This is a genomic window from Pseudomonas asplenii (assembly GCF_900105475.1).
GTDB lineage: Bacteria > Pseudomonadota > Gammaproteobacteria > Pseudomonadales > Pseudomonadaceae > Aquipseudomonas > Aquipseudomonas asplenii.
In genome coordinates this window covers 3380176-3402994 of sequence record NZ_LT629777.1, presented here as the reverse complement: position 1 = coordinate 3402994, position 22819 = coordinate 3380176, and the positions used below count along the sequence as shown (strand labels likewise).

Genomic DNA, 22819 nt, shown 5'->3' with positions numbered 1-22819 from the left:
TCGATGACAACCGTCGGGCGCAATCATCCGGTGTAGACTGGCAACCTGCCGAGGAGACCGCCATGGGACCGTTCCTGACCCTGCGCCACTACAGCGACGAGTTGATTGTCCACAGCCACGCACACGCTCAACTGGTGTTCGGGCTGTCCGGGCGGCTCGACTTCGAAATCGAGGGGCGCGGCAGCCAAGTCGTGGAGCAGAGCGTCGCGGTCGTCCCCTACGACGCCCATCACACCTGCGGCAGCCCGGATGGCAGCCGCTGTCTGGTGCTGGATGTGCCGGATGAACACTGGCTCGTCCAGTCGCTGGGCGAGCATGCCGATGCCAGCCGGCGCCTGATCGACCGGGCCGGGCCACTGACCCTCAATGCCAGCCAGGGCCGTCTGGTCGACTGGCTCGCCAACGGCCCGGTGGACGACCCGTTGATCGCCCGGCAAGGCGCGGTACTGCTGCTGGCCAGCCTGAATACACCGGCCTCGACCGTCAGCGTGGGCAAACGCCTGCCCATGGCGGCCCTGGACGCCCATATCGACCGTTACGCCGCGCGCCCACTGCAAGTGGCCGATCTGGCACGCGTGGCCGGCTTATCCAACGCGCGGTTACATGCGCGCTTTCTGGCCGAGTGCGGACGGACACCGATGGATTACCTGCGCCATCGCCGTCTACGAATGGCCCTGAGCCTGCTGCGCGAGTCCGGGCTGCCAGTCGGTGAGATCGCCCTGCGTGTCGGCTACAGCTCCCAGAGCGCGTTCTGTGCCGCCATCCTGCGTGAATTCGGCGCCTCGCCCACAGCCCTGCGCCGCGAGCCTGGCGACAACTGACGCGAGTCCCGCGACAGACAGCGCCGTGTCCCACGCCCTAGACTGCCGGCTTGTGCATCACTGTTTTCAAGGATCGCGATGACTCCCCGCTCCGCCCTCGGCGCCCTGCATATCGGCGCACTGATGTTCGGCCTGACTGGCGTATTCGGCAAACTCGCCGCTGCTTCCCCCGCCATCATCGTCTTTGGTCGTGCAACCTTCGCCGTGCTCGCCCTCGCGGTGTTTGCCGGCATCACCCGCAACCACCGCTGGCAACGCCTGCAGACGCAGGACTGGGGCCGCCTGGTGGGCAGTGGCCTGCTGCTGGCCGGTCACTGGGTCAGTTTCTTCCTCGCGGTGAAAGTCGCCGGCGTCGCCATCGCCACCCTGGGGTTCGCCAGCTTCCCGGCCTTTACCGTGATCCTCGAAGGGGTGATTTTTCGTGAGCGCATCCGCCTGAACGAAATCCTTCTGGTGCTGCTGGTCAGTGTCGGCCTGGTGCTGGTCACCCCCGATTTCGACCTTGCCAGCCAAGCCACCAGCGGGCTGCTCTGGTCCGTGTTGTCCGGATTGCTGTTCGCTCTGCTGTCGCTGAACAATCGGGCCGGCTCAGGGCGGGTCGGCGCAGTCCAGGCGGCGCTGTGCCAGAACCTGGTGGTCGCCGCGTGCCTGCTGCCCTGGGCGGCGCCAGACCTCGGCGAAGTCCGCGCACTGGACTGGCTATGGCTGGGGCTGCTCGGCGTGTTCTGCACCGCAGTCGCCCACAGCCTGTTCGTTGCCAGCCTGGCGGTGATCAAGGCGCGCACCGCCGCCGTGGTCTTCGCCCTGGAGCCGGTGTATGGGATTACCGCCGCATGGCTGCTGTTCGACGAAAGCCCAAGCTCACGCATGTTGCTCGGCGGCGCGCTGATCATCGTCGCGATCGTACTGTCGAGTCTGCTGGGCACCAAAAGCCCGCGAAAAAAACTGGAAATCGTCGCAGTCCCTTGATTATCGGCGTCTGTCCTATACTGGATGCATCCGCAACAGCTCAGCCGTCGTTTCCCGGATAGCAGGGCTGCTCGGCGACGGCGGCAGTGATCCAGGTAGTAGCTCGATGCCAGTTGCCCTCCAACTCAAACTGTGGAGGGTTCATCCATGGAATTCATCAGTCTCCTGATTCAACTGGTCAGCGGTGCGGTGGGCGGCAATATCGCCGGCGCAGCCACCGACAAGTACACCCTGGGTCCCTGGTTCAACTCACTGGCCGGTGGTATCGGTGGGGTGGTGCTCAGCCAGGTGCTCTCGGCGGTGACCAACGGCAGTCTCGGCGGTGCGGTCGGCGACATGGACCTGGGTTCGATTGTCAGCGGGATCGCCAGTGGCGGGATCGGTGGCGCGGTGTTGAGCCTGGTCGCCGGTTTTATCAAGGCCAAGCTCACCCGCACTGAGTGAACCGATCCGCCGGGGTCAGGTCGCCAGCCGGCGGCCCTGATCCCGGCGTCGCTCAACGGACCTCGTTATGGCCCAGGTCGCGCTGCGGATCGATCCGGTCGCGTACCCGTTGCTTGAGCACCTTGGCCTCGGGAAAACCGCCATCGAGCTTGCGCTCCCAGATCTGCACCGTGTCGCAGGTGATGCGAAACACGCCGCCAGTCCCGGGTTCCAGCGAAACCTTGCCCAAGTCGTCAGCAAAGGTGCTCAGCAACTCCTGGGCCAGCCAGGCAGCACGCAGCAGCCACTGGCATTGAGTGCAGTAGGTAATGACGATTTCCGGTTTGACGGGGCTCATGACGGACTCGGACTCCACGGCTAGCGGATGCTGGCAAGCAGGGTACGGGCTGTCTGCTTCAATGGCTCGTCCCCCTCCCTGAGCAGTTCGTGCAACAACTGGCTGGCATGGTCCAGGTCACCGACATTGATCAGCGTCTGCGCCTGCTCCAGCTTGCTGGCCGAAGCCTGCTCACGCTCCAGGCTGTCGAAATCCACTTCCAGCGGCTCGATATCCAGGGGCTGACTGTCATCCATGAAACCATCGAGGAACTCGTCATCCAGAGTATCGTCGGCCAGCGGCAGGCTCAGTTCGGTTTCAACCGGCCGCTCGGGCTCAGGGTCGGCGAAGTCGCTGAGAAACTGCTCGTCGGGCATCTCGAACACATGCGGCAGTTCGTTGAGGTTGCTGGCGAACTGCGGATCGCTGCCGGACAACGTCGGCGGCTCTGGCTCTGGCTCGGCCTTGCCGCGCTGCGGCAGTGCATGGTCGAACGGGCTGACCAGATCCCAGTCGGAGTCCATCGACAGGTCATCAAGATTGAGCTGGAATTCGTCATCCAGCGGCGTGGCCTCGGTTTCAGCCTTTGACGCCTCGTTCATCCACTCGGCCGCCAGTACCGGTGTGGCCAGCGTCGCAGCGCCAGCCACGGCGACGGGAGTGCTGACAGGCGCAGGGGCTGGTGCCGGTGCGGGAGCGACGATTGGGGCTGGAGCGGACACCGGAGCAACGGCCTTGGCAATGGCCGTCGGTGCCGGTGCCGTGTGCAGTTTCGGATGCTTGGCCCGCAGGTCACGCAATGTCGACTCGCTGAAACCGGTGTCCAGCAGGTGCTGCTCTTCAACCGTGTAGCCCGCGTTATCACCCTGCTGGGCCAGCACATCCATCAGGCGCAGACGCAAGTCGGTGCGCTGCGGCTCCTTGAGTATGGCTTCGCGCAGGATCCCGGCAGCCTCGTTGAAGCGACCATAGGCGATATAGATACTGACCCCTTCCAGGGCATCCGGGACTTCGCTGGTCTCGCGGCGCGACTCAACCACCGGCTCGACCCGTGGCGCCGGAACGCTGGGCACCACCGTCGGTATGACACGACTGACCAGTGGCGGGTCCTGGAACAGTGGCGCCGGTTCGACCGCCACCTCGGGCAAACGGCGCCGACGGCGCACGATCAAGGCTGCCGCCAACGACAGAAGCAGTACGGCCAGCGCGGCCAGTAGCAGCAAATTCGTCCCTTCGGACGGCTCGGCAACCACCGGCGCCGGAGCCGGAGCTGCAGAAGGAACCACCGGAGCCGGGCTGACGACCGGGGCAGCAGCCTTGGTCTTGAACTCCGCCAACTGCGCCTCCAGCTCGCCCAGATGCTTCTGGTCGCTGGCGATCTGCTCGTCCTGGGACTTCAGGCGAGCCTGCAAATCGTCGACGGTTTTTTGCAACTGCTGGTTTTCCAGCGTCGCTGCAGCCAGTTGTTCGGCGCTACGCTCGGCTTCGACCACTGGGGCCGCTGAGGCCGTGGGGGCCTGAGCAACGGCCGCCGGGGCACTGCCCGGCACCACGGCAACATCCGGCAGCAACAGGCTCTGCCCGACGGTCAGGCGCTCGCTGCCAGGATTGAGGGCACGAATCCCCTGGGACAATTCATTGACACTGGCCTTGCTGCCCGCTTCGTTCAGGCGCTTGGCGATCGTCCAGAGGTTATCGCCCCTGGTCACGGTATAGCGTTTACCTTGCGTCGCCGGCGGCGGCGCCACATCAGCGCTGGGGAGCGGCTGCTCGGCCTGGACCGCACGCGTCGACGGGCTATAGCTGCCGCTGCCCGGCGGATCGAGCAATACCGTGTATTCGCGCAGCAGACGACCGTTAGGCCGGTTGACTTGCACCAGGAAATTCAGGAACGGCTCGCTCACCGGCTTGTTCGACTGCACCCGAATGAAGCTGCGACTGCCTTGCAGGACCGGCGTGAACCGCAGGTCGTTGAGAAAGAACAGCCGCTCGACCCCCGCCTGAGCAAACTCCTCGGGCGTCGCCAGACTGACCGAGAGCTCGCCATCGGCCAGGTCGCCGGGATCGACCAGAGCGATTTGCGCATCGAGCGGCTGGCTGAGCGCCGAATGCAGCGTGATGTCTCCCAAGCCCATGGCCGAAGCCAGTGCCGGATGCAGCGCTGCCAGCGCTGCCAGCGCTGCCAGCGCCATCCAATGCCGACGAACCGGAGTCACCTGGGGCTTTTCAGTGGAACACCGCAACGCGGACTGCAAACTCTCGAGCATGAGTATCCCTTAAGGCCCGACATCCCCCCGCTGCACGCAGGGTCGAAATGCCAACACAATACACAGAACCAGTAGATCTTATAGTCTGCCGGCCAGGGATTCTCCAAATCCGGCAGAGCGGGAATGCCTCAGGACTTTTCCAGGTTCGCCAGGATCCGGCTGTGAACCCGCATGCTGATACGCAACTCCTCCTCGTCGACCCCTGCGAACAACTCATGGCGCAGGGCGGTGGCAATGGTCTCGATCTGCTCGATCAAGGGGCGCGCCGGGGCACAGAGTTCGATCTTCTTGGCGCGGCGGTCCTCGACCACCGCGTGGCGCTGCACCAATCCCTGGGTTTCCAGGCTGTCGAGCAGGCGCGCCAGGGTTGGCCCTTCCACACCGACGCTTTGCGCAAGTTCACGCTGGGTTGGCGCTTCGGAAAAACGTGCCAGGTGCAGCAATACCAGCCAACGGGCCTGGGACAAGCCCAGACCGGCCAGGCGGCGATCCAACTCGGCACGCCAGCCACGGGACATTTGCGCCAGTTGCATGCCAAAACGGTGTTCATCGGTTAACGACATAAAAAACTCATGGTCAGACTGAAAATAGACAAAACTAATTATTAGTCAGCTAAGCATGCCTGACCGATTGGAGGCAAGACTTGAGCTGCGTGTAAACATGACTTGTCGCAAATAAAACAGAGATAGACCGGGGGATATCCATTTCCCATTCCTCAGAGTTCGAATTCGGCTTGCAGGGCTGCCCGCACGCAATACAGCACACCTTCGGGCACGCGCCCGACGAACCGTTCGGCGATCTCGCTCACGGCCGGTAACTCGCCCTCGCCATCGAGAAAGGTATCCTGAATTTCGCCCAGCAGATCCTCGGGCAGATCCAATGCCTGCTCCAGGGACAACTGCTGGCGACCGATGGCCTCGGCCAGCAGCGTGTAGACATTCTTCTCCGAGCACTGCAACTGGCCGGCGATCTGCAACGGGGTCATGCCGGCACGCGCCAGGCTGATCAGTTCGTGGCGGATATCGGCGACCGCCTTGGGCGTCTCCGCCTCGCCCCCCAGGACCTCGAGGAAGGCCTCGCCATAACGCTCCAGCTTGCGTGCGCCGACACCGCTGACCTTGGCCATATGCGCCATGGTCGTCGGTTGGCTGCGGAGCATTTCCAGCAATGTGGAGTCGGGGAAGATGACATAGGGCGGCACGGCATGTTCCTGGGCCAGCTTGCGGCGCAGGGCACGCAGGGCTTCCCATTGTTCGCGCTCCTCGCCACGTACCAGTTGGCTGGCCGGGCTGGCGGAGACACTCTTGGCGGCGGTCTGCGGCTTGAGGTCGCGACGCAGTTCCAGAGTGACCTCGCCCCGCAGCAGAGCCCTGCAGTTGTCACTCAGGCGCAGGCCGCCATAGCCTTCGAGGTCGATATCGGCCAAGCCCCGCGCCACCAGTTGGCGGAACAGCGAACGCCACTCGCCCTCGCTGAGCGCCTTGCCCACGCCGAACACCGCCAGGTGCTGGTGACCGAAGCTGCGAACCTTGTCGTTCTCCTTGCCCAGCAGCACATCGACCAGGTGGCCGACACCATAACGCTGTCCGGTCCGGTAGATCGCCGACAGCGCCTGTCGTGCGGGCTCGGTGGCGTCCCAGGTCTGCACGCCATCGACACAGTTGTCACAGTGACCACAGGGCTGCGGCATGTCCTCGTCGAAATAGGCCAGCAGCGTCTGGCGACGGCAGCGGGTCTCTTCGCACAGTGCCAGCATCGCGTCGAGCTTGTGATGCTCCAGACGCTTGTGGCGTTCGTCACCCTCGGAGTTCTGCAACATCTGCTTGAGCATCACCACATCCTGCAGGCCGTAAGCCATCCAGGCATCTGCCGGCAAGCCATCGCGACCGGCCCGACCGGTCTCCTGGTAATAGGCTTCCAGGGACTTGGGCAGGTCGAGGTGAGCAACGAACCGCACGTTGGACTTGTCGATACCCATGCCGAAGGCAATGGTCGCGACCATGATCAACCCTTCCTCGTTGAGGAAACGCCTCTGGTTGTCCGCCCGGGTTTCAGAAGGCAGCCCGGCGTGATACGGCAAGGCCGGAAAGCCCTGCTCGCAGAGCAGCACGGCAACTTCATCGACCTTCTTGCGCGACAGGCAGTAGACGATCCCCGAGTCGGCACGGCGCTGCGACAGGAACGCCAGCAACTGCTTGCGTGGCTGCTCCTTGGGAACGATGCGGTAGAAGATGTTCGGCCGATCGAAACTAGAGAGAAACCGTTCGGCGTTCTGCAGGTGCAGGCGATTGACGATTTCTTCGCGGGTACGCTTGTCGGCGGTGGCGGTCAGCGCGATACGCGGCACATGGGGAAACAGCTCGGCCAGTTGACCGAGCTGCAGGTATTCGGGCCGGAAGTCATGGCCCCATTGCGAAACGCAATGCGCCTCGTCGATGGCGAACAGGGCAATATCGAGGTTCTGCAGGAACGCCAGCATGCGCGGCTGAACCAGGCGCTCGGGCGCCAGGTAGAGCATTTTCACTTCGCCACGGCGAATGCGCGCCGCCAGCTCGCGCTGCTGCTCGGCGCTCAGCGTCGAGTTCAGTGCCGCCGCTGCAACGCCGAGTTCTTCCAGCGTCGCGACCTGATCGTCCATCAACGCGATCAACGGCGATACCACCACCGCCAAGCCGTCACGCAGCAGGGCCGGAACCTGGAAACACAAGGATTTGCCGCCGCCGGTCGGCATCAGCACCAAGGCATCGCCGCCGCTGGCCACGCGCTCAATAATGGCACCCTGGCGACCGCGAAAGCTGTCGTAACCGAAGATGTCCTTGAGGACGCGTTGAGCCTGTTCGAGCATAGCCACTCCAAAATCACCGGGATACCCTGGGTCAAGGCTGGTCGAAAACTCGCCGCTTTCACGTAAAAAAACGTAAGCGAGGATGTCCGTACCGGCAGGGCACCACAAAACGCGGCAGTATACCCGAGCGTCAGGTGGGTCAGGGGGATGTCGGTCGGTTTGCCATTTGTCCCGAGGAAAATTCGCGGCAGACCAGGACGCCGTACATCCGCGCCGGATCGCAAGATGGCCGTAAACCCGGGGGCTGCGCTCGCTTGGCAGGCCGCACCAAACGGTTTTTTGGGCTCTGCCTACCCCAACGCGGGCAAGCCCGTCCGTCACCTGGAACAGCGCCTCATCCGCAGGAAAGTGTTGCGTTTGCTGGCCTGCGGGCTCAAGAACGCCTAGAATTCAGCATCGTTTATTCCCAAGGTAGCCCCTCATGTCCTTCGCTGAGCAACTCACCCGCCTGCAAGCCTTCCTCGACGCCGACGAGCTGCACGAAGAAGCGCTGGACTACGTGGCCGCCCACGGTTACCTGACTGCGCTGTCGATCTGTGCCGACGTGGTCCCGGATCGCGAATGGATCGACGCACTGTTCGCCGAGGAGCCGCGCTACAAGGATGCTGCCCAGCGCGAAGAGATCGAAGCCACGCTGATCCAGCTCAAGGCCCATATCGCCCGCCAGTTGGCCTCCGACGAGGAGTTCGAGCTGCCGTGTGACCTCGACCTGGGCGACGACCCGGATGACTCCGAACTGCGCGGCTGGTGCATCGGCTTCATGGAAGGGGTGTTCCTGCGCGAGGAAGCCTGGTTTGAAACCGCCGAGGAAGAAGTCAGCGAAATGCTTCTGCCGATCATGGTCGGCTCGGGCCTGTTCGATGAGCAACCGGAGTTCTCCGACATCGCCGCCGATGCCAACTTGATGGACGACATGATCGTGCAGATCCCGGAAGCGCTGACCGCCCTCTACCTGCTGTGCAATGCGCCCGACGAGAAGCCGGCAATCCTCAAGCCTCGCCACCACTGAGTCACGGCGGTGGCGATGAGCCCCACGGGCAGTCGCTCGCCGCTCCTGCGCTACGCACTGCTGGCCATCGGCTGGCTGAGCGTGGCGCTGGGGGTGCTCGGGATTTTCCTGCCGGTCTTGCCGACCACACCTTTCCTGCTGCTGGCGGCCGCCTGCTTCGCCCGCAGTTCGCCACGGTTCTACCGCTGGCTGGTGGAACACCCGCGCCTGGGACCATGGATCGGCGATTACCTGGACGGTAATGGTATTCCGCTCAAGGGCAAAGTCTACGCCATCGGCCTGATGTGGCTGAGCATCGGCTTTTCCTGCTACCTGGTGCCGCTGTTCTGGGCGCGCCTGTTCATGCTGACCAGCGCAGTGCTGGTGACCGTCTACATCCTGCGCCAGAAAACCCTGGAGCCACGGCGCTAGCGCCCCTTGCCCTCAATCGCCGTGATTGCGCCGGTAGGTATCGTTACCCATGGCCTGGATCTGCCCGTCGATCAACGCCTCGAACGGTTTGAGCAGCGCCTCGAACGAAGCCGGCCGTTCGAGCGTCTCCAGCGCCCGGGCAATCGCTTCTACCGTCGACAAGGCCCCCGGCTCCGGTGCCTTGCGCAAGCGATAACGCGAGACCGCACCCGGTCCCAGGGTCACCCTTGGCAAACTGGCCAACAGTGGGTTGAGGTACAGCAGCTTGCGCGCCTTGCGCCAGGTGCCATCGGGGACCACCAGCAACAGCGGCTGCGCCTCTGCTCTCTCTGTGTAGGGTTGCAGCAACTGGGCATCGTCCGCCGGGAACAAGAGCCGCGCCTGATAACCCGGTGGGCTGAGCAGTGTCGACAGGTCATCGAACACCTCCCCCACCCGCAGCTCGGCATTGGTCAGACCAAGGGTCGCCAGCCGCGCGGTATTCAAGGCATGGCCGACTTCGCTCGGGTGTTGCAGGACCAATACCCGGGTGCGGCTGTCGAGCTGTGGGATCAGCGGGCAAAGGCAATGGGTCTGGGGACGCAGGCAGCGTTCGCAGCAGGCTCTGGACATACAGGTCGTTCCGATCAGGGCTGGTTGAGCTGCGCTTTGAGCAGGTCACGGAAGGTCTGGATCAACGGTTCGCGGCTACGGCCACGGCGCAGGATCATCGAAAAGGGTGCCTGGTAACCAAAGGTCGCCGGTAGCAGCACCCGCAAGTCGCCCTTGTCCGCCCAGGGCTGGGCGTAGTGCTCCGGCAGGTAGCCGATGTAGGCGCCGGACAGCACCAGGATCAACTGCGCCTCCATACTCTCCACGGTTGCCGCGCTGTGCTTGAAGCCGTGTCGGGCCAGTTCCGCCTGGCTCCAGTAGCCACGGCCAACCATGCGCTGCTGAGTGATGACCTGTTCGGGAATCCGCCGCTCGTGATACAGCGGGTGACGGTTGCTGCAGTACAGCCAGTGCTGCTCGCGATACAGCGGCTGGTAGACCAGCCCGCTCATGCGCGTGGAAAAGGCACCGATGGCCAGGTCCAGGCGGTTGTCCTGGACGCCGAGCTGCAACTCATAGGGACTCATGACCGACAGATGCAAATGCACCCCCGGATGCTCCTGACTATAGGCACCGATGGTTTCGGCCAGCGGCAAGGCCGGCTCGCTGACGGTGGAGTCGATGACGCCGAGGTTCAGCGTGCCACGCAATTCACCCTTGAGGGCGGCGGCGTACTGTTCGAAACCTTCGAGTTCGCCGAGCAGGCGCAGGGTTTCCTGGTGGAACAGCTCACCCTTGCTGGTCAGGCTGAAACCACCCCGGCCCCGATGACACAGCACCAGCCCCAGCGCCGACTCGAGCTGGCTCATGTAGGTGCTGATGGCTGAAGTCGACAGGTTCAGTTCCTGCTGAGCGTTGGCGAAACCCTGGTGGCGCACCACGCTGACAAAGATGCGCAAGAGTTTCAGGTCGGGTAAAGCGCTGGCCATGGGTACTCCGGAGGCATGAGCATGAGAGTCCGCCGTCCCTGGGCTGGTGATACACCGCCCTGTGGCTGTGACGCCCCCCTTGTGGCGAGCGGGCAGTCTAACGCCAGGAGCCCCCTTAGTTTAGAAAAATCTGAACTAAGTATTTACCGGCAGCGATTTTTCCCGGCCGGCGGGTTTCGCAGAATCGGTCCCCTGATAACAGAACACATGATGAGGCTTACCCGTGGACAAGATTCTTCACCAACCACTGGGCGGTAACGAAATGCCGCGTTTCGGCGGCATCGCCACCATGATGCGCCTCCCCCACCTGCAATCGCCCGCCGGCCTCAACGCCGCGTTCGTTGGCGTACCGCTGGATATCGGGACCTCACTGCGCTCCGGGACCCGTTTCGGCCCACGGGAAATCCGTGCCGAGTCGGTGATGATCCGCCCCTACAACATGGCCACTGGCGCCGCGCCGTTCGACTCGCTGTCGGTCGCCGACATCGGTGACGTGGCGATCAACACATTCAATCTGCTCGACGCCGTGCGCATTATCGAGGAGTCCTACGACGCGATCCTCGAACACAATGTCATCCCGCTGACCCTGGGCGGCGACCACACCATCACCCTGCCGATCCTGCGAGCGATCCACAAGAAACACGGCAAGGTCGGCCTGGTGCATATCGATGCCCACGCGGATGTCAACGATCACATGTTCGGCGAGAAAATCGCCCACGGCACCACCTTCCGCCGCGCCGTCGAAGAAGGTCTGCTGGACTGCGACCGCGTCGTGCAGATCGGCCTGCGCGCCCAGGGTTATACCGCCGAAGACTTCAACTGGAGCCGCAAGCAAGGCTTTCGCGTGGTCCAGGCCGAAGAATGTTGGCACAAGTCCCTCGCGCCGCTGATGGCCGAAGTCCGTGAAAAGGTCGGCAACGGCCCGGTCTACCTGAGCTTCGACATCGACGGCATCGACCCGGCCTGGGCACCGGGCACCGGCACGCCGGAAATCGGCGGCCTGACCACCATCCAGGCCCTGGAGATCGTCCGCGGCTGCCAGGGCCTCGACCTGGTCGGCTGCGACCTGGTGGAAGTCTCACCGCCCTACGACACCACCGGCAACACCTCGCTGCTGGGCGCCAACCTGCTGTACGAAATGCTCTGTGTACTTCCAGGCGTGGCTCACCGCTGAGCCGCCCACAGGCCCCTGAAAACCAACTGTTTCACCATAAAAACTACAATTGGAGACACGCCGTCATGGCCCTGGATATAGTGGTTGTACTCTTTTATGCCGCTGGCATGCTGCTGCTCGGTTACTACGGCATGCGCAAGGCCAAGACCCACGAAGACTACCTGGTGGCCGGCCGCAACCTCGGCCCGACCCTGTACATGGGCACCATGGCCGCCACGGTGCTGGGCGGTGCCTCCACCGTCGGTACCGTGCGCCTGGGTTATGTCCACGGCATTTCAGGTTTCTGGCTGTGTGCGGCACTGGGCCTGGGGATCATCGCGCTGAACCTGTTCCTCGCCAAACCGCTGCTCAAACTGAAGATCTTCACCGTCACCCAGGTGCTGGAAAAGCGCTACACCCCCCTGGCTCGCCAGGCCAGCGCGGTGATCATGCTCGCCTATGCATTGATGATCGGGGTGACCTCGACCCTCGCCATCGGCACCGTGCTGCAAGTGCTGTTCGATCTGCCGTTCTGGATCTCGGTACTGCTCGGCGGCGGCGTGGTGGTGGTCTACTCGACTATCGGTGGCATGTGGTCGCTGACCCTGACCGACATCGTCCAGTTCATCATCAAGACCGTCGGTCTGATGTTCATCCTGTTGCCGATCTGCCTGTACCGCGTCGGTGGCTGGGACGAACTGGTGAGCAAGCTGCCGTCCAGCAGCTTCAGCTTCACCACCATCGGCTGGGACACCATCATCACCTACTTCATGATCTACTTCTTCGGCATTCTGATCGGCCAGGACATCTGGCAACGGGTATTCACCGCCAAGGATGAGCAGGTCGCGAAGTACGCCGGCAGCGTCGCCGGGGTCTACTGCATCGTCTACGGTCTGGCCTGCGCGCTGATCGGCATGGCCGCCCACGTACTGATTCCGCACCTGGATAACGTCAACAACGCCTTTGCCGCGATCGTCAAACTGTCGCTGCCGGACGGCATTCGCGGTCTGGTGATCGCCGCCGCCCTGGCGGCAATGATGTCCACCGCCAGCGCTGGCCTGCTGGCGGCATCCACCGTTCTGACCGAAGACCTGTTGCCCAAGCTGCGCGGCGGCAAGCAGTCGAGCCTGGCGCTCAACCGCCTGTTCACCTGCCTGACCGGCCTGGTAGTGCTGGGTATCGCCCTGGTGGTGAGTGATGTGATCAGTGCCCTGACCCTGGCCTACAACCTGTTGGTGGGCGGCATGCTGATCCCGCTGATCGGTGCCATCTACTGGAAACGCGCCACCACCGCCGGCGCGATCAGCAGCATGACGCTGGGCTTCATCACCGCACTGGTATTCATGTTCAAGGATGGCCTGGATTCCAACACGCCGATCTACTACAGCCTGGCCATCGGCCTGGTCAGCTTCATCGTCATCAGCCTGTTGTCACGGCGCCCGGCAACCCTGGCCAGCGCTATCTGATACGGCGTTTGCTTCAGCGGATGCGGCGTCGATTGTCGCATCCGTTGTTTATCACACCACTCTGCGCCCATGGTTGGGGGATAGGGCAGCGGGTCCATGGAAGCATCGCAAATGTCGAACGGGGCTCGACAACCGTCGTGCCCCTGCGCCAGCGAACGGCATCGATTGCCCCAGCCAATAGGATGTGGTGAGCCTTCGGCGCTTAGCGGCGTGGCTGCTGTTGCCGGCGACGGCGGTCGTCGTCAGTGCGGATCGGCACCGGTTGCAGCGGAGGTTCGATCAGACCGAGGGCCACCCCGAGGTCGTGGAGCCAGGTTTGCAGTTTATCTTTCATAAAGCCCCCTTCAGGGTAATGCGAGCGAGGTGGTTCTTGGCCGCCTCACACAGATCATAGCTCCAAGTCCTGGCGAATGCTTCCTTTACAGAGCTTTCATTACGCTAAATCATGGCAAAAAGCTACAAGCCGACGCGCGAACACCGATCAACCGCGCGCTGGCTTGTCCACGGCACTCATTTCAGCTGATTGGCGAAGCGCCCTACCGCGCCCACCACCTGCTTGGCACCGTCCTGGATCTCGACAATCACCTCGCCCGCCTGGTTGGCCAGGGACAGGCCCTGCTCAGCCTTGACGCGGCTGGTGGACATGTCCCGTACCGCTTCGTCCACCAACTTCTGGTTCTGCTGGACGACCGTGACAATTTCCTCCGTGGCGGCGCTGGTGCGCCCGGCAAGTTGCCGAACCTCATCGGCCACCACCGCAAACCCGCGCCCCTGCTCGCCGGCCCTGGCCGCCTCGATAGCGGCGTTGAGCGCCAGCAGGTTGGTCTGAGCGGCGATGCTGCCAATGGTCTGGACCATCGAGGTGATCAACATCGATTGCTTGCCCAGCGCCTCGATACCTTCAGAGGCCGACTGCATCTCCTCGGAAATTTCCTGCATGGTCGATACCGTGTTCTTCACTACCGTGGCGCCGCGCTGTGCAGTGGTGTCAGTCTGCTGCGAAATGCCATAGGCGATGCCTGCCGCCTCGCTGACCTCTCTCTCGCGTACCACCTGGTCGGTCACCACGCTGGCGAACTTGACCACCTTGTAGAGCTGGCCCTGGGCATCGTGCACCGGGTTGTAGGTGGCCTCAAGCCAGACTTCGCGCCCATGGCTGTCGACACGCATGAAGCGATCGGCGACGTACTCACCACGGTTGAGTCGGCCCCAGAATGCCTGGTACTGACTGGAGGCCGCCTCTTCGCTCGAACAGAACATCCGGTGGTGCTTGCCGACGATCTGCGCCAGCGAATAGCCCATGGCCCGCAGGAACTGGTCATTGGCGGTGATCACTTCGCCGTCCAGAGTGAATTCGATCACCGCAGTAGAGCGCAGCAGCGCCTGGATGAAGGCCTCGTTCTCCTTCATGGTTTCGACCGTATGAGTGACATCGCGGGCAAAGCACCGGATGTGCAGCAGCTCGCCCTTCTCGCTCTTCACGGGCTGCCAACTGCCGTGCATCCAGGACAGGCTGCCATCGGCGCGCAGGAACCGGTAGTTGTCGCTGACCGATACGCCCTTGGCCACCGCCGCTTGCAGGTTATGGAAACAAGGCAGGTTCTTGACGTAGGCCGGGACGAAGTTGTCCAGCGGACGATCCTTGACCTGCTCGGCCTTGTAGCCCAGCAGGTCAAGGAAACGCTGGTTGAAGTCGATAATGCGAAACTGCGGATCAAGCACCACCGAGACCATCTCAGCCGTCATGCCATGGAACAGCTGCTTCAGTTCGAAAAGCTCTTCTTCTTTGCTCTCTAGAATCTTCTTCAGATTAGAATTGAACATGACTGCAAGAATCCCTTTTTGCCTCGCTATTCCAAGGCTATCGGTACCTTCAGGCAATCACTGAGACCATCCGTCGCCTGGACGCCGGCGGCGCAGATTGCTTGAAAGACCGACAGTCCCCTGTCACCGCCCCCGAAGCGTTCAGGCGTAGTAACGAAAACATAGCTGAGTTCGGCAAGACTTGCTGACAGAGAGTGAACACGAAGTTTATTCAGCCGCCCAGGCACGGCAAAAAACCGCCAAGGCCCCGTGCCAGGTGTCGGGGCCTTGGCGGTCAGAGTTCAGCTCAGCTCGATACGATCGGCATGAATGACGATCTGGCCATTCTTGTAGAGGGTGCCGATGGCTTTCTTGAAGTTGCCCTTGCTGACACCGAAGAGGTCGCTGATCAACGCCGGATCACTCTTGTCGCTGACCGGCAACACGCCATTGTTGTCGCGCAGCTTGGCAAGGATCTTCGAGTTCAGGCTGCCGGCGGCTTCTTCGCCGACGGGTTGCAGGCTCAGGCTGATCTTGCCGTCGGCACGGATCTGCTTGATGTAGCCCTTTTCCCGCTTGCCAGACCGCAGGAACTTGAACACCTCATTCTTGTGAATCAGGCCCCAGTGCTTGTTATTGATGATCGCCTTGAAACCCATGTCGGTGGTTTCGGCCACCAGCAGATCGACTTCCTGGCCGACCTTGTAGTTGGCCGGCGTCTTGTCCAGGTAACGATCCAGACGCGCAGTAGCCGTGATACGGCGGGTGTGCTTGTCGAGATAGACGTGCACCACGCAGTAGTCACCGGCATTCAACTGGCGCTTTTCTTCGGAATACGGCAGCAGCAGGTCCTTGGGCAGCCCCCAGTCGAGGAACACGCCAATGCTGTTGACCTCCTTGACCTTGAGGCTGGCGAACTCGCCGACCTGGACTTTCGGGGTCTCGGTGGTGGCGATCAGCTTGTCGTCACTGTCCAGATAGACAAAAACATTCAGCCAGTCTTCGTCTTCGCTGGGGACATCCTTGGGGATATAGCGATTGGGCAGAAGAATCTCGCCATCCTGCGCACCATCAAGGTACAAACCGAAGTGAGTGTGCTTGACCACTTGCAAGCTGTTGTAGCGCCCGATTAAAGCCATTTCCGATACCCTCATTGCGTGGCCGCCATTCTACCCGAGTTTGGATGGGGTGTTTCACGCCGTGCATCTTTGCATTGAACCGCCAGGCCATCCGGTGTTCTATGGGGGTAACGCCCCAGCAAGGATCCGCTCATGTCGTGTCGACGCGCCTTATTGCTCTGCTGCCTGATCCTGAGCCTGGCAGTCGCCGCCTGTAGCCGGGTCGGCCTGGCCTATCGCAATCTCGATGTGATCATCCCCTGGACCCTCGGCGACTACATCGACATGCACCGCGAGCAGAAAGGCTGGCTCAACGAACGCCTCAAGGAACATCTGCAATGGCACTGCACCACGCAACTGCCCGGCTACCTGCAATGGCTGGACCGGGTACAGGGCATGGTCGAGAACGGCCAGGTCAACGACGCCCAACTGCAGGCGCGCACCGCCGAAGCCAGGGCGGCGATTGCCCAGGTGGCCCGGCAAATCACCCCATCGGCCAGCGAACTGCTCAAGGGTCTGGATGACCGGCAAGTTGCGGAGATGAACGCGGCCTTCGCCAAGGAACAGCGCGAACGCCAGGCCGAGTACGTCGCGCCCCCACTGGCTGAGCAGATCCGCGACCGCGGTGAACGGATGAGCAAACGCCTGAAGGCCTGGATCGGCCCGCTGAGCCTGGGCCAACAGCAACGCGTCATCGCCTGGTCGACCGCCCTCGGCGAGCAGAACCGCTTGTGGATCGCCAACCGGGCGTACTGGCAGACGCAATTAAGCGAAGCGGTTGCCGAGCGCCAAAGTGCTGATTTCGAGCAACGGATCGGGCAACTGCTGCAACATCAGAACAGTCTGTGGACCGCCGAGTACCGCCAAGCCTACGAGCATACCGAGCGGGAGACCCGCAGCCTGATCGTCGACCTCATGGCCGAAAGCAGCCCGACCCAGCGGCAGTTGTTGCTCAAGCGCATTGCGGATCTGCGACGGGACTTCAGTGAGATGAAGTGCCTGAAGGACAGTTGAGTGCATGACCTGAGGGCCTCTTCGCGAAAAGGCCCTCACAGCCAACAATCAATGCATTTCAAGCCTTTCGTCAGGCAATCTGGGCCTTGGACGCCAGTTCATCGAACACCTGCGGGTCCAGCGCATCCTGTTGCTCATCCAGGACCCACCGCGGATGCTCGTGACCGGGAATACTGCTGTCGATCAGACTCAACAGGCTGGAGCCACGCGGCGTCAGGACAAAATTCTCGCCATTGCCACCCTCCTCTTCCGGCCGCGGAGCGATAAAGCCGTTCTTGAGCAACAACCGCTCGTAATCGGCGGCCTGGGCCTTGAGTTCATCCAGATTACCCGGCGGCTGACCGGCCGCCGCCTGGGCCGTGGCATGTTGTTCGGCATAGGCCCGCGGAGCGAAGTTATGGCCGGCGCTGTTCTGCACCTCATGGAGCAGACGCTCGATCAGCTCCCAGTTATAAGTCGTCATCCTGATGCTACCTCCCACTGTGGATAGGAAAAGTCTCCCTTATCTGTAGTGACAGGCGACGATCATGGCCGTTCAGCCGGATTGCCCCAGTGCCATGACCGTCGGGCGGAAACGACAAGGGGCAGCCCACGCTGCCCCTTGTCGAATACCGCACCCACAGCCCGACCTCAATTGCGCTTGGCGCGGGACGAACGGCTCGAACTGAAGCTGCGGCTACGGATCTAGCAGGCACCGCCCTCGGCAGCCTTGCGATGCTGCTCTACCTGCTGCTTATCAGGTCCATGGAGACGCCGCCCGGCCTGAAACCAGCCGTCAACTTCGGCCCCCACGACCTGCCCAGCTATCCGCTTCACTCAGCCAGTTGAGCGTTACTCGTCGGCCGAAGCCTGCGGCTTGCGCCGCTTGAGCGGCGCCAGGCCGTCCTGGCTGACGAGTGCGGGAGCATCACTCTTGGGACGGTTGGCGCTCTTGCGCTTGGTCGGTGTCTTGGCCAACGACTTTTTCTTGTCGCCCTTGGCATCGGTCTTTTTCTTCTTGGCGCCCACGGCCTTGCCCGAAGCCTTGACCTTCTTCGGCCCAGCGTAGGTGCCCTTGACCTCCTTGATGACCCGACGCTCGAAACGCTGCTTGAGGTAGCGCTCGATACTCGACATCAGGTTCCAGTCGCCATGGCAGATCAGCGAGATCGCCAGGCCATCGTTACCGGCACGCCCGGTACGGCCGATGCGGTGCACATACTCGTCGCCGCTGCGCGGCATGTCGAAGTTGATCACCAGGTCGAGGCCATCCACGTCCAGGCCACGGGCGGCCACGTCGGTGGCGACGAGAATCTTCACCGCGCCCTGCTTGAGGCGGTCGATCGCCAGCTTGCGATCCTTCTGGTCCTTCTCGCCGTGCAACACGAAAGCCTTGTATTCCTGAGCCACCAGACGGCCGTAGATACGGTCGGCCATGGCCCTGGTATTGGTGAACACGATAGCCTTCTGATAGGTCTCGTTGGCCAGCAGCCAGTTGATGATCTGTTCCTTGTGCTGGTCGTGGTCGGCGGTGATGATCTGCTGACGGGTCGTCTCGTTCATCTGGCTGACGGCGTTGAGCTGCAAGTGCTCAGGGTTGTTCAGCACCTTGGCGATCATCTCGCGCAGGCCGGAGCCGCCGGTGGTGGCGGAAAACAGCATGGTCTGCTGGCGATTCGGACACTCCTCGACCAGGCGCTGCACGTCTTCGGCAAAGCCCATGTCGAGCATGCGGTCGGCTTCGTCGAGCACCAGCACTTCGACGTCCTTGAGGTCCAGGTTGCCAGCGTTCAGTTGCTCGATCATCCGCCCCGGCGTGCCGATCAGGATATCCGGCACCTTGCGCAGCATGGCGGCCTGGACCTTGAAGTCTTCGCCGCCGGTGATCAGGCCGGACTTGATGAAAGTGAACTGCGAGAAGCGCTCGACTTCCTTCAGCGTCTGCTGGGCCAACTCGCGGGTTGGCAGCAGGATCAGGGTCTTGATGCTGACCCGGACCTTCGCCGGACCGATCAGGCGGTTGAGGATCGGCAGGACGAATGCGGCGGTCTTGCCGCTGCCGGTTTGCGCCGTCACCCGCAGGTCACGCCCTTCGAGCGCGAGCGGAATGGCCGCTGCCTGCACCGGAGTGGGCTCGACAAATTTAAGCTCGGCCACGGCTTTGAGCAGGCGTTCGTGCAGGGCGAATTGGGAAAACACGGGAGCTGACCTCGAAGAAATGCAAAATATCAGCTGCATAGGTTAACGGTTTCCAGCGCCGAGGCCGAGTTTCTTTGCACAACGGCCGATAAACAGTGACGTTTTTGTGAACGGGCGTGTCTTCAACGGTCATCTTCACCCGCTTAAATGCTCTAATCCCTTTCGGCCATTTCCTGCAGAAGAATCCTCACCCCCCATGGATATGAAAAAGCTCTGGATCGGCGCCCAGGACCTCTGGGGTGCCCTCGACCAACATCCGCTGCTGCACACCGGGCTGGCCCTGGCACTGCTGCTGATCGTCGCGCTGCTGCTCGGCCGCGTGGCACGCTACCTGATCCTGCACGCCACCCGCCTGCTGGGGCGGCAACCGGCGATGCACTGGCTCAACGACCTGCGCCAGAACAAGGTGTTTCACCGCTTGGCACAGATGACACCGTCGCTGGTGATCCAGTTCGGCCTGTACCTGGTGCCGAATCTGGGCAAGACCGGCCTGCTGTTCCTCGGCAACCTGGCGCTGGCGGTGACCATCCTGTTCCAGATACTGGTCATGAGCGCCTTGCTCAATGCCCTGCTGGACATCTACGCACGGACCGAGCACGCCCGCACCCGCTCGATCAAGGGTTATGTGCAACTGGCGAAAATGGTGTTGTTCGTGCTCGGTGCCATCGTCATCGTCGCCACCCTGATTGACCGTTCGCCGCTGTTGCTGCTGTCCGGTCTGGGTGCCATGTCGGCGGTGATCCTGTTGGTCTACAAGGACACCCTGCTGTCGTTCGTCGCCAGCGTGCAACTGACCAGCAACGACATGCTGCGGGTCGGCGACTGGATCGAAATGCCGCAGGTCGGTGCCGACGGCGACGTGGTGGACATCACCCTGCACACGGTCAAGGTGCAGAACCACCCGTGAGTTATGAAAAACTGACTATGACCCGTAGATAATCTAAAAAATGGACATGCCATTTCACTAGACTCTCTCCTACTCCCTCCCCTTCTTCGCATCCCTTCCGAGCAAAACAGAGCCTGGTAGCATCCCTCCTTTTCAATGCCATCAGCAGAGTGCTGCCCTCACCTACAGTTTCAAGTCCTCACTCACCCAGATTGTCAGCAGGGGCTTCGGTGCAGCCATCGCCTACCAACACCGCCTGCTGCACCCAGTCCGTAAACCCACAGGTGCCTCTAATGACTTAGGGAGGGTAGCCAACCGGTCTCAGCCTACCGATAGCCTCAGCTAATAGTCTGGTAGCAGACTCCCTTAGACCGGTGGGCTTCAGAATGCCGCTTGGAATAAAGCTACTACTGCTTCAGGCAGATGCGAGGTAAGAGGTAAGAGATCAACGATACTCAACCATGCTGCATTGCTCATGATTAGTAGTGTGGAGCGTGCTGACGAGCGAAAAGCTGCACTAGGCCCCCGCCGCCTACCATGCTGCTGGAGCCGTCATCCACGCTTTTAGAGTCGCAACTGCTGCGAGCACAAGCGAACCTAAAACAATCAGTCCCGTGATAAACGCTCCGCCGCCATTGTAGCTAGCCATAGACACCGGTTGAGCTGAGCGTAGGTGGCTACCAGCTTCAGGCGTGAGGTGACCAGAAACCTGAACCTGCCATCAGGGCTTCCAAACTCCCTCCAAGCATCAGGGCAGTAACGTCCAACATGAGGCAGGCCATCAACCGTTCGTCAGCGGTACGACTAATTTCAAGCACGAAAAAAAAAATCCAGAAATGTGTTTATCCAAACATTTAATAATATCCATCCGCACAAAAACTTTTTTGTATGAATACCGCCCTCGCTAACGAGGCCCGCAGGGTTCAAGGCCTGGCAGATAACTCGACAAAGGCAATAGTCAGGCGCGTACAACAAACCAACTTGTCAATTTATCAATAAATTATTATGTATAAACAATCGCACAACTAAGAGTGTACTTTCCGCATACTCTAAATACCTCTTGACAGAGCCTGACAATGAAAACTTAAATCACCCCACATATTTCATGATCGCGCTATTGAGCATGCCGTCAATCGTCAATAAAACCCCGAGAAAATTGCCAGTTAGAAAATACCGGTACGTGACTTTGCCGCTCGTGTCGTTGTTCAGAAAGTCGAACATCGCTGACGATGAGGATGGCTCGGAGCTCAAAGCTACCTTGGTGGGTAAGTATTTCATCACACCGTTCAAGGGTAGTGGTGGAGCTGCAGAAGCCAGGAACGTCCCGGTAATCCTTAACCCCGACGGTTCCATCTGGAAACATGGAACGCTTTACATACTGGCAAGGGCGACGGATTTTGACGCGCCATCAGATCAAACATTGAAAGGCTATGCCAAGGGTCTTGTCGACTATATGAATACGCTTGCACAAGACGGCGTAGATTATCTTGCGACGCCCAAACGAATAGGCGCGCGCCCGACATACCATTACAAGGCAGAGTTAAGCCTTAAGGTCAACCTGAATGAAATTGCAGCCAGCACTGCAAACGGACGAATTTCTGCAGTCGTTAACTTTTATCGCTGGATGCAAGGTCGGTACGACTACCACCCCACCGAAGCATTGTGGCAAGAAGTTGTCCGTAAAATCCCCTATCAGGACAAGAGGGGATTCTATCGAAACAAGCCAGTAGTTACTACTGATCTAAGAATCAAAAAAACTACCGAAGAGTCAACCGGTGAGTATGTCGTTGATGAAGGAAAGCTCTATCCGTATAGCCAAGAGCAGCAAACTGCACTAATCCAAGCATTGGTGGTGAGCGGTAATACCGAAATGTTTTTGACCTTCCTTCTTTCTATATTTACAGGATCAAGACTCAGCACAACTTACACAATACGCTGCTCCAACATTATGGATCCCGAAAACGTAAAAACCAACGAAACCGCAGTAAAGGTAGGTCGTGGGACGCTGGTTGATAACAAACTAGAAAAATCCATGGTCATATATATTCCAGCTTGGTTAAACGCCCTTCTTTACGCTTACATAAACTCGGAGAGACATAAAAGACGAGCAGCCAAGGCTTCAATTAAAAATGATGGCGAGCAGTATGTATTTCTAACTCAACATGGCAACCCATACTACATCTCTAAGAAGGATACTGAGAGGGGTCAAGGCAGGCCAATCCAGGAAGGATATTCAGTCCGTCAATTTTCCTCAAAAAAATTACAGCCTTTAATAAACCAAACAGAGACACCATTCAAATTTAGATTCCATAATCTAAGAGCGTGCTTCTGCATGAATGAAATCGACCAAAAAATGAAAGGGATTCCTAACGGTGATGCCGACCGGATTTATGCTGTGTTAACTCACGTACAAGGAAGAATGGGGCATAGCGACATTACTACAACGCAACGCTACTTCCGCTACCGCGAAATGAAAAATATCGCAATACAGGCGCAGAGCGACTTCGAACTCCATCTTCAGTCCTTGGCGGAAAGCTATGTTTTCTCATAAAGTCCGCTCAATACTACGCAGCAACCCAAACATCGTGCTCATTGACAT

The 22819-nt window shown here is 60.7% G+C and carries 19 protein-coding genes and 3 pseudogenes; 10 read left to right on the top strand and 12 right to left on the bottom strand.

The features are described 5' to 3' along the window. Positions 1-62: 62 nt before the first annotated feature. The 3 genes from BLU37_RS15640 to BLU37_RS15630 all read left to right on the top strand — a co-directional run bounded on the left by BLU37_RS15640 (position 63) and on the right by BLU37_RS15630 (position 2234). Complete coding sequence (locus tag BLU37_RS15640) at positions 63-821, top strand: helix-turn-helix transcriptional regulator (protein WP_090206331.1); 759 nt, start codon at positions 63-65, stop codon at positions 819-821. A 78-nt stretch (positions 822-899) separates the two neighbouring features. Continuing rightward, positions 900-1790, top strand: a complete 891-nt coding sequence (locus BLU37_RS15635; protein ID WP_090206328.1) for a DMT family transporter — start codon at positions 900-902, stop codon at positions 1788-1790. Between the two features lie 147 nt (positions 1791-1937). After that, a complete protein-coding gene (locus tag BLU37_RS15630; protein WP_010450038.1) occupies positions 1938-2234 on the top strand; it encodes a hypothetical protein in 297 nt (98 codons plus the stop codon). A gap of 52 nt (positions 2235-2286) precedes the next feature. Here the strand turns inward: BLU37_RS15630 and BLU37_RS15625 are convergent, their stop codons facing one another. The 4 genes from BLU37_RS15625 to recQ all read right to left on the bottom strand — a co-directional run bounded on the left by BLU37_RS15625 (position 2287) and on the right by recQ (position 7662). Next, positions 2287-2571, bottom strand: coding sequence for a SelT/SelW/SelH family protein (locus tag BLU37_RS15625; protein ID WP_010450040.1), 285 nt, complete (start codon positions 2569-2571; stop codon positions 2287-2289). Between the two features lie 20 nt (positions 2572-2591). After that, positions 2592-4817 (bottom strand): FimV/HubP family polar landmark protein, encoded by a 2226-nt coding sequence (locus BLU37_RS29045; protein WP_172833025.1) that lies wholly within the window; start codon positions 4815-4817, stop codon positions 2592-2594. 128 nt (positions 4818-4945) lie between these two features. Further along, a complete protein-coding gene (locus BLU37_RS15610; protein ID WP_010450047.1) occupies positions 4946-5380 on the bottom strand; it encodes a MarR family transcriptional regulator in 435 nt (144 codons plus the stop codon). Positions 5381-5532: 152 nt separating this feature from the next. Then, positions 5533-7662 (bottom strand): DNA helicase RecQ, encoded by a 2130-nt coding sequence (recQ, locus tag BLU37_RS15605; RefSeq protein WP_090206323.1) that lies wholly within the window; start codon positions 7660-7662, stop codon positions 5533-5535. 421 nt (positions 7663-8083) lie between these two features. Between recQ and BLU37_RS15600 the strand changes: the two genes are divergently transcribed. Together BLU37_RS15600 and BLU37_RS15595 are read left to right on the top strand one after the other, a co-directional pair. Then, positions 8084-8671, top strand: coding sequence for a UPF0149 family protein (locus BLU37_RS15600; RefSeq protein WP_010450051.1), 588 nt, complete (start codon positions 8084-8086; stop codon positions 8669-8671). A 15-nt stretch (positions 8672-8686) separates the two neighbouring features. After that, complete coding sequence (locus BLU37_RS15595) at positions 8687-9082, top strand: YbaN family protein (protein WP_010450053.1); 396 nt, start codon at positions 8687-8689, stop codon at positions 9080-9082. A gap of 12 nt (positions 9083-9094) precedes the next feature. On the opposite strand, the gene BLU37_RS15590 is transcribed toward BLU37_RS15595, so the two are convergent. Further along, positions 9095-9694 (bottom strand): tRNA-uridine aminocarboxypropyltransferase, encoded by a 600-nt coding sequence (locus BLU37_RS15590; protein ID WP_090206319.1) that lies wholly within the window; start codon positions 9692-9694, stop codon positions 9095-9097. Between the two features lie 14 nt (positions 9695-9708). Further along, positions 9709-10602: a LysR family transcriptional regulator gene (locus BLU37_RS15585; protein ID WP_010450056.1), complete on the bottom strand. Its 894-nt coding sequence runs from the start codon at positions 10600-10602 to the stop codon at positions 9709-9711. Positions 10603-10825: 223 nt separating this feature from the next. Between BLU37_RS15585 and speB the strand changes: the two genes are divergently transcribed. Beyond that, complete coding sequence (speB, locus tag BLU37_RS15580; RefSeq protein WP_090206316.1) at positions 10826-11776, top strand: agmatinase; 951 nt, start codon at positions 10826-10828, stop codon at positions 11774-11776. 65 nt (positions 11777-11841) lie between these two features. After that, a complete protein-coding gene (locus tag BLU37_RS15575) occupies positions 11842-13221 on the top strand; it encodes a sodium:solute symporter (protein ID WP_010450059.1) in 1380 nt (459 codons plus the stop codon). A 202-nt stretch (positions 13222-13423) separates the two neighbouring features. On the opposite strand, the gene BLU37_RS29690 is transcribed toward BLU37_RS15575, so the two are convergent. From BLU37_RS29690 to BLU37_RS15565, 4 genes and pseudogenes are all read right to left on the bottom strand, one after another. Beyond that, a complete protein-coding gene (locus BLU37_RS29690) occupies positions 13424-13555 on the bottom strand; it encodes a PA1414 family protein (protein WP_010450061.1) in 132 nt (43 codons plus the stop codon). 176 nt (positions 13556-13731) lie between these two features. Continuing rightward, positions 13732-14163 (bottom strand): annotated as a pseudogene (locus tag BLU37_RS29935) (methyl-accepting chemotaxis protein); the annotation flags it as partial. 108 nt (positions 14164-14271) lie between these two features. Further along, a pseudogene (locus BLU37_RS29930) lies at positions 14272-15045 on the bottom strand (PAS domain-containing protein); the annotation flags it as partial. A gap of 281 nt (positions 15046-15326) precedes the next feature. Beyond that, positions 15327-16163 carry a CvfB family protein gene (locus BLU37_RS15565; RefSeq protein WP_010450063.1) on the bottom strand — a complete coding sequence of 279 codons (837 nt, stop codon included), beginning with the start codon at positions 16161-16163 and terminating at the stop codon, positions 15327-15329. Positions 16164-16295: 132 nt separating this feature from the next. Here BLU37_RS15565 and BLU37_RS15560 point away from each other — a divergent pair, with 132 nt between their 5' ends. Continuing rightward, the gene (locus BLU37_RS15560; protein WP_090206310.1) at positions 16296-17156 is read left to right on the top strand and encodes a DUF6279 family lipoprotein; all 861 of its coding nucleotides are present in this window, start codon (positions 16296-16298) and stop codon (positions 17154-17156) included. Positions 17157-17226: 70 nt separating this feature from the next. Here BLU37_RS15560 and BLU37_RS15555 read toward each other — a convergent pair whose 3' ends face one another. After that, a complete protein-coding gene (locus tag BLU37_RS15555; protein WP_010450066.1) occupies positions 17227-17619 on the bottom strand; it encodes a hypothetical protein in 393 nt (130 codons plus the stop codon). 368 nt (positions 17620-17987) lie between these two features. Further along, the gene (locus BLU37_RS15550) at positions 17988-19334 is read right to left on the bottom strand and encodes a DEAD/DEAH box helicase (RefSeq protein ID WP_010450071.1); all 1347 of its coding nucleotides are present in this window, start codon (positions 19332-19334) and stop codon (positions 17988-17990) included. Between the two features lie 196 nt (positions 19335-19530). On the opposite strand from BLU37_RS15550, the pseudogene BLU37_RS15545 reads away from it, so the two are divergent. Then, positions 19531-20232 (top strand): annotated as a pseudogene (locus BLU37_RS15545) (mechanosensitive ion channel domain-containing protein); the annotation flags it as partial. A gap of 1168 nt (positions 20233-21400) precedes the next feature. Next, on the top strand, positions 21401-22771 hold the full coding sequence (locus tag BLU37_RS15540) for a site-specific integrase (protein ID WP_090210951.1): 1371 nt from the start codon (positions 21401-21403) through the stop codon (positions 22769-22771). The last annotated feature ends 48 nt before the right edge of the window (positions 22772-22819 follow it).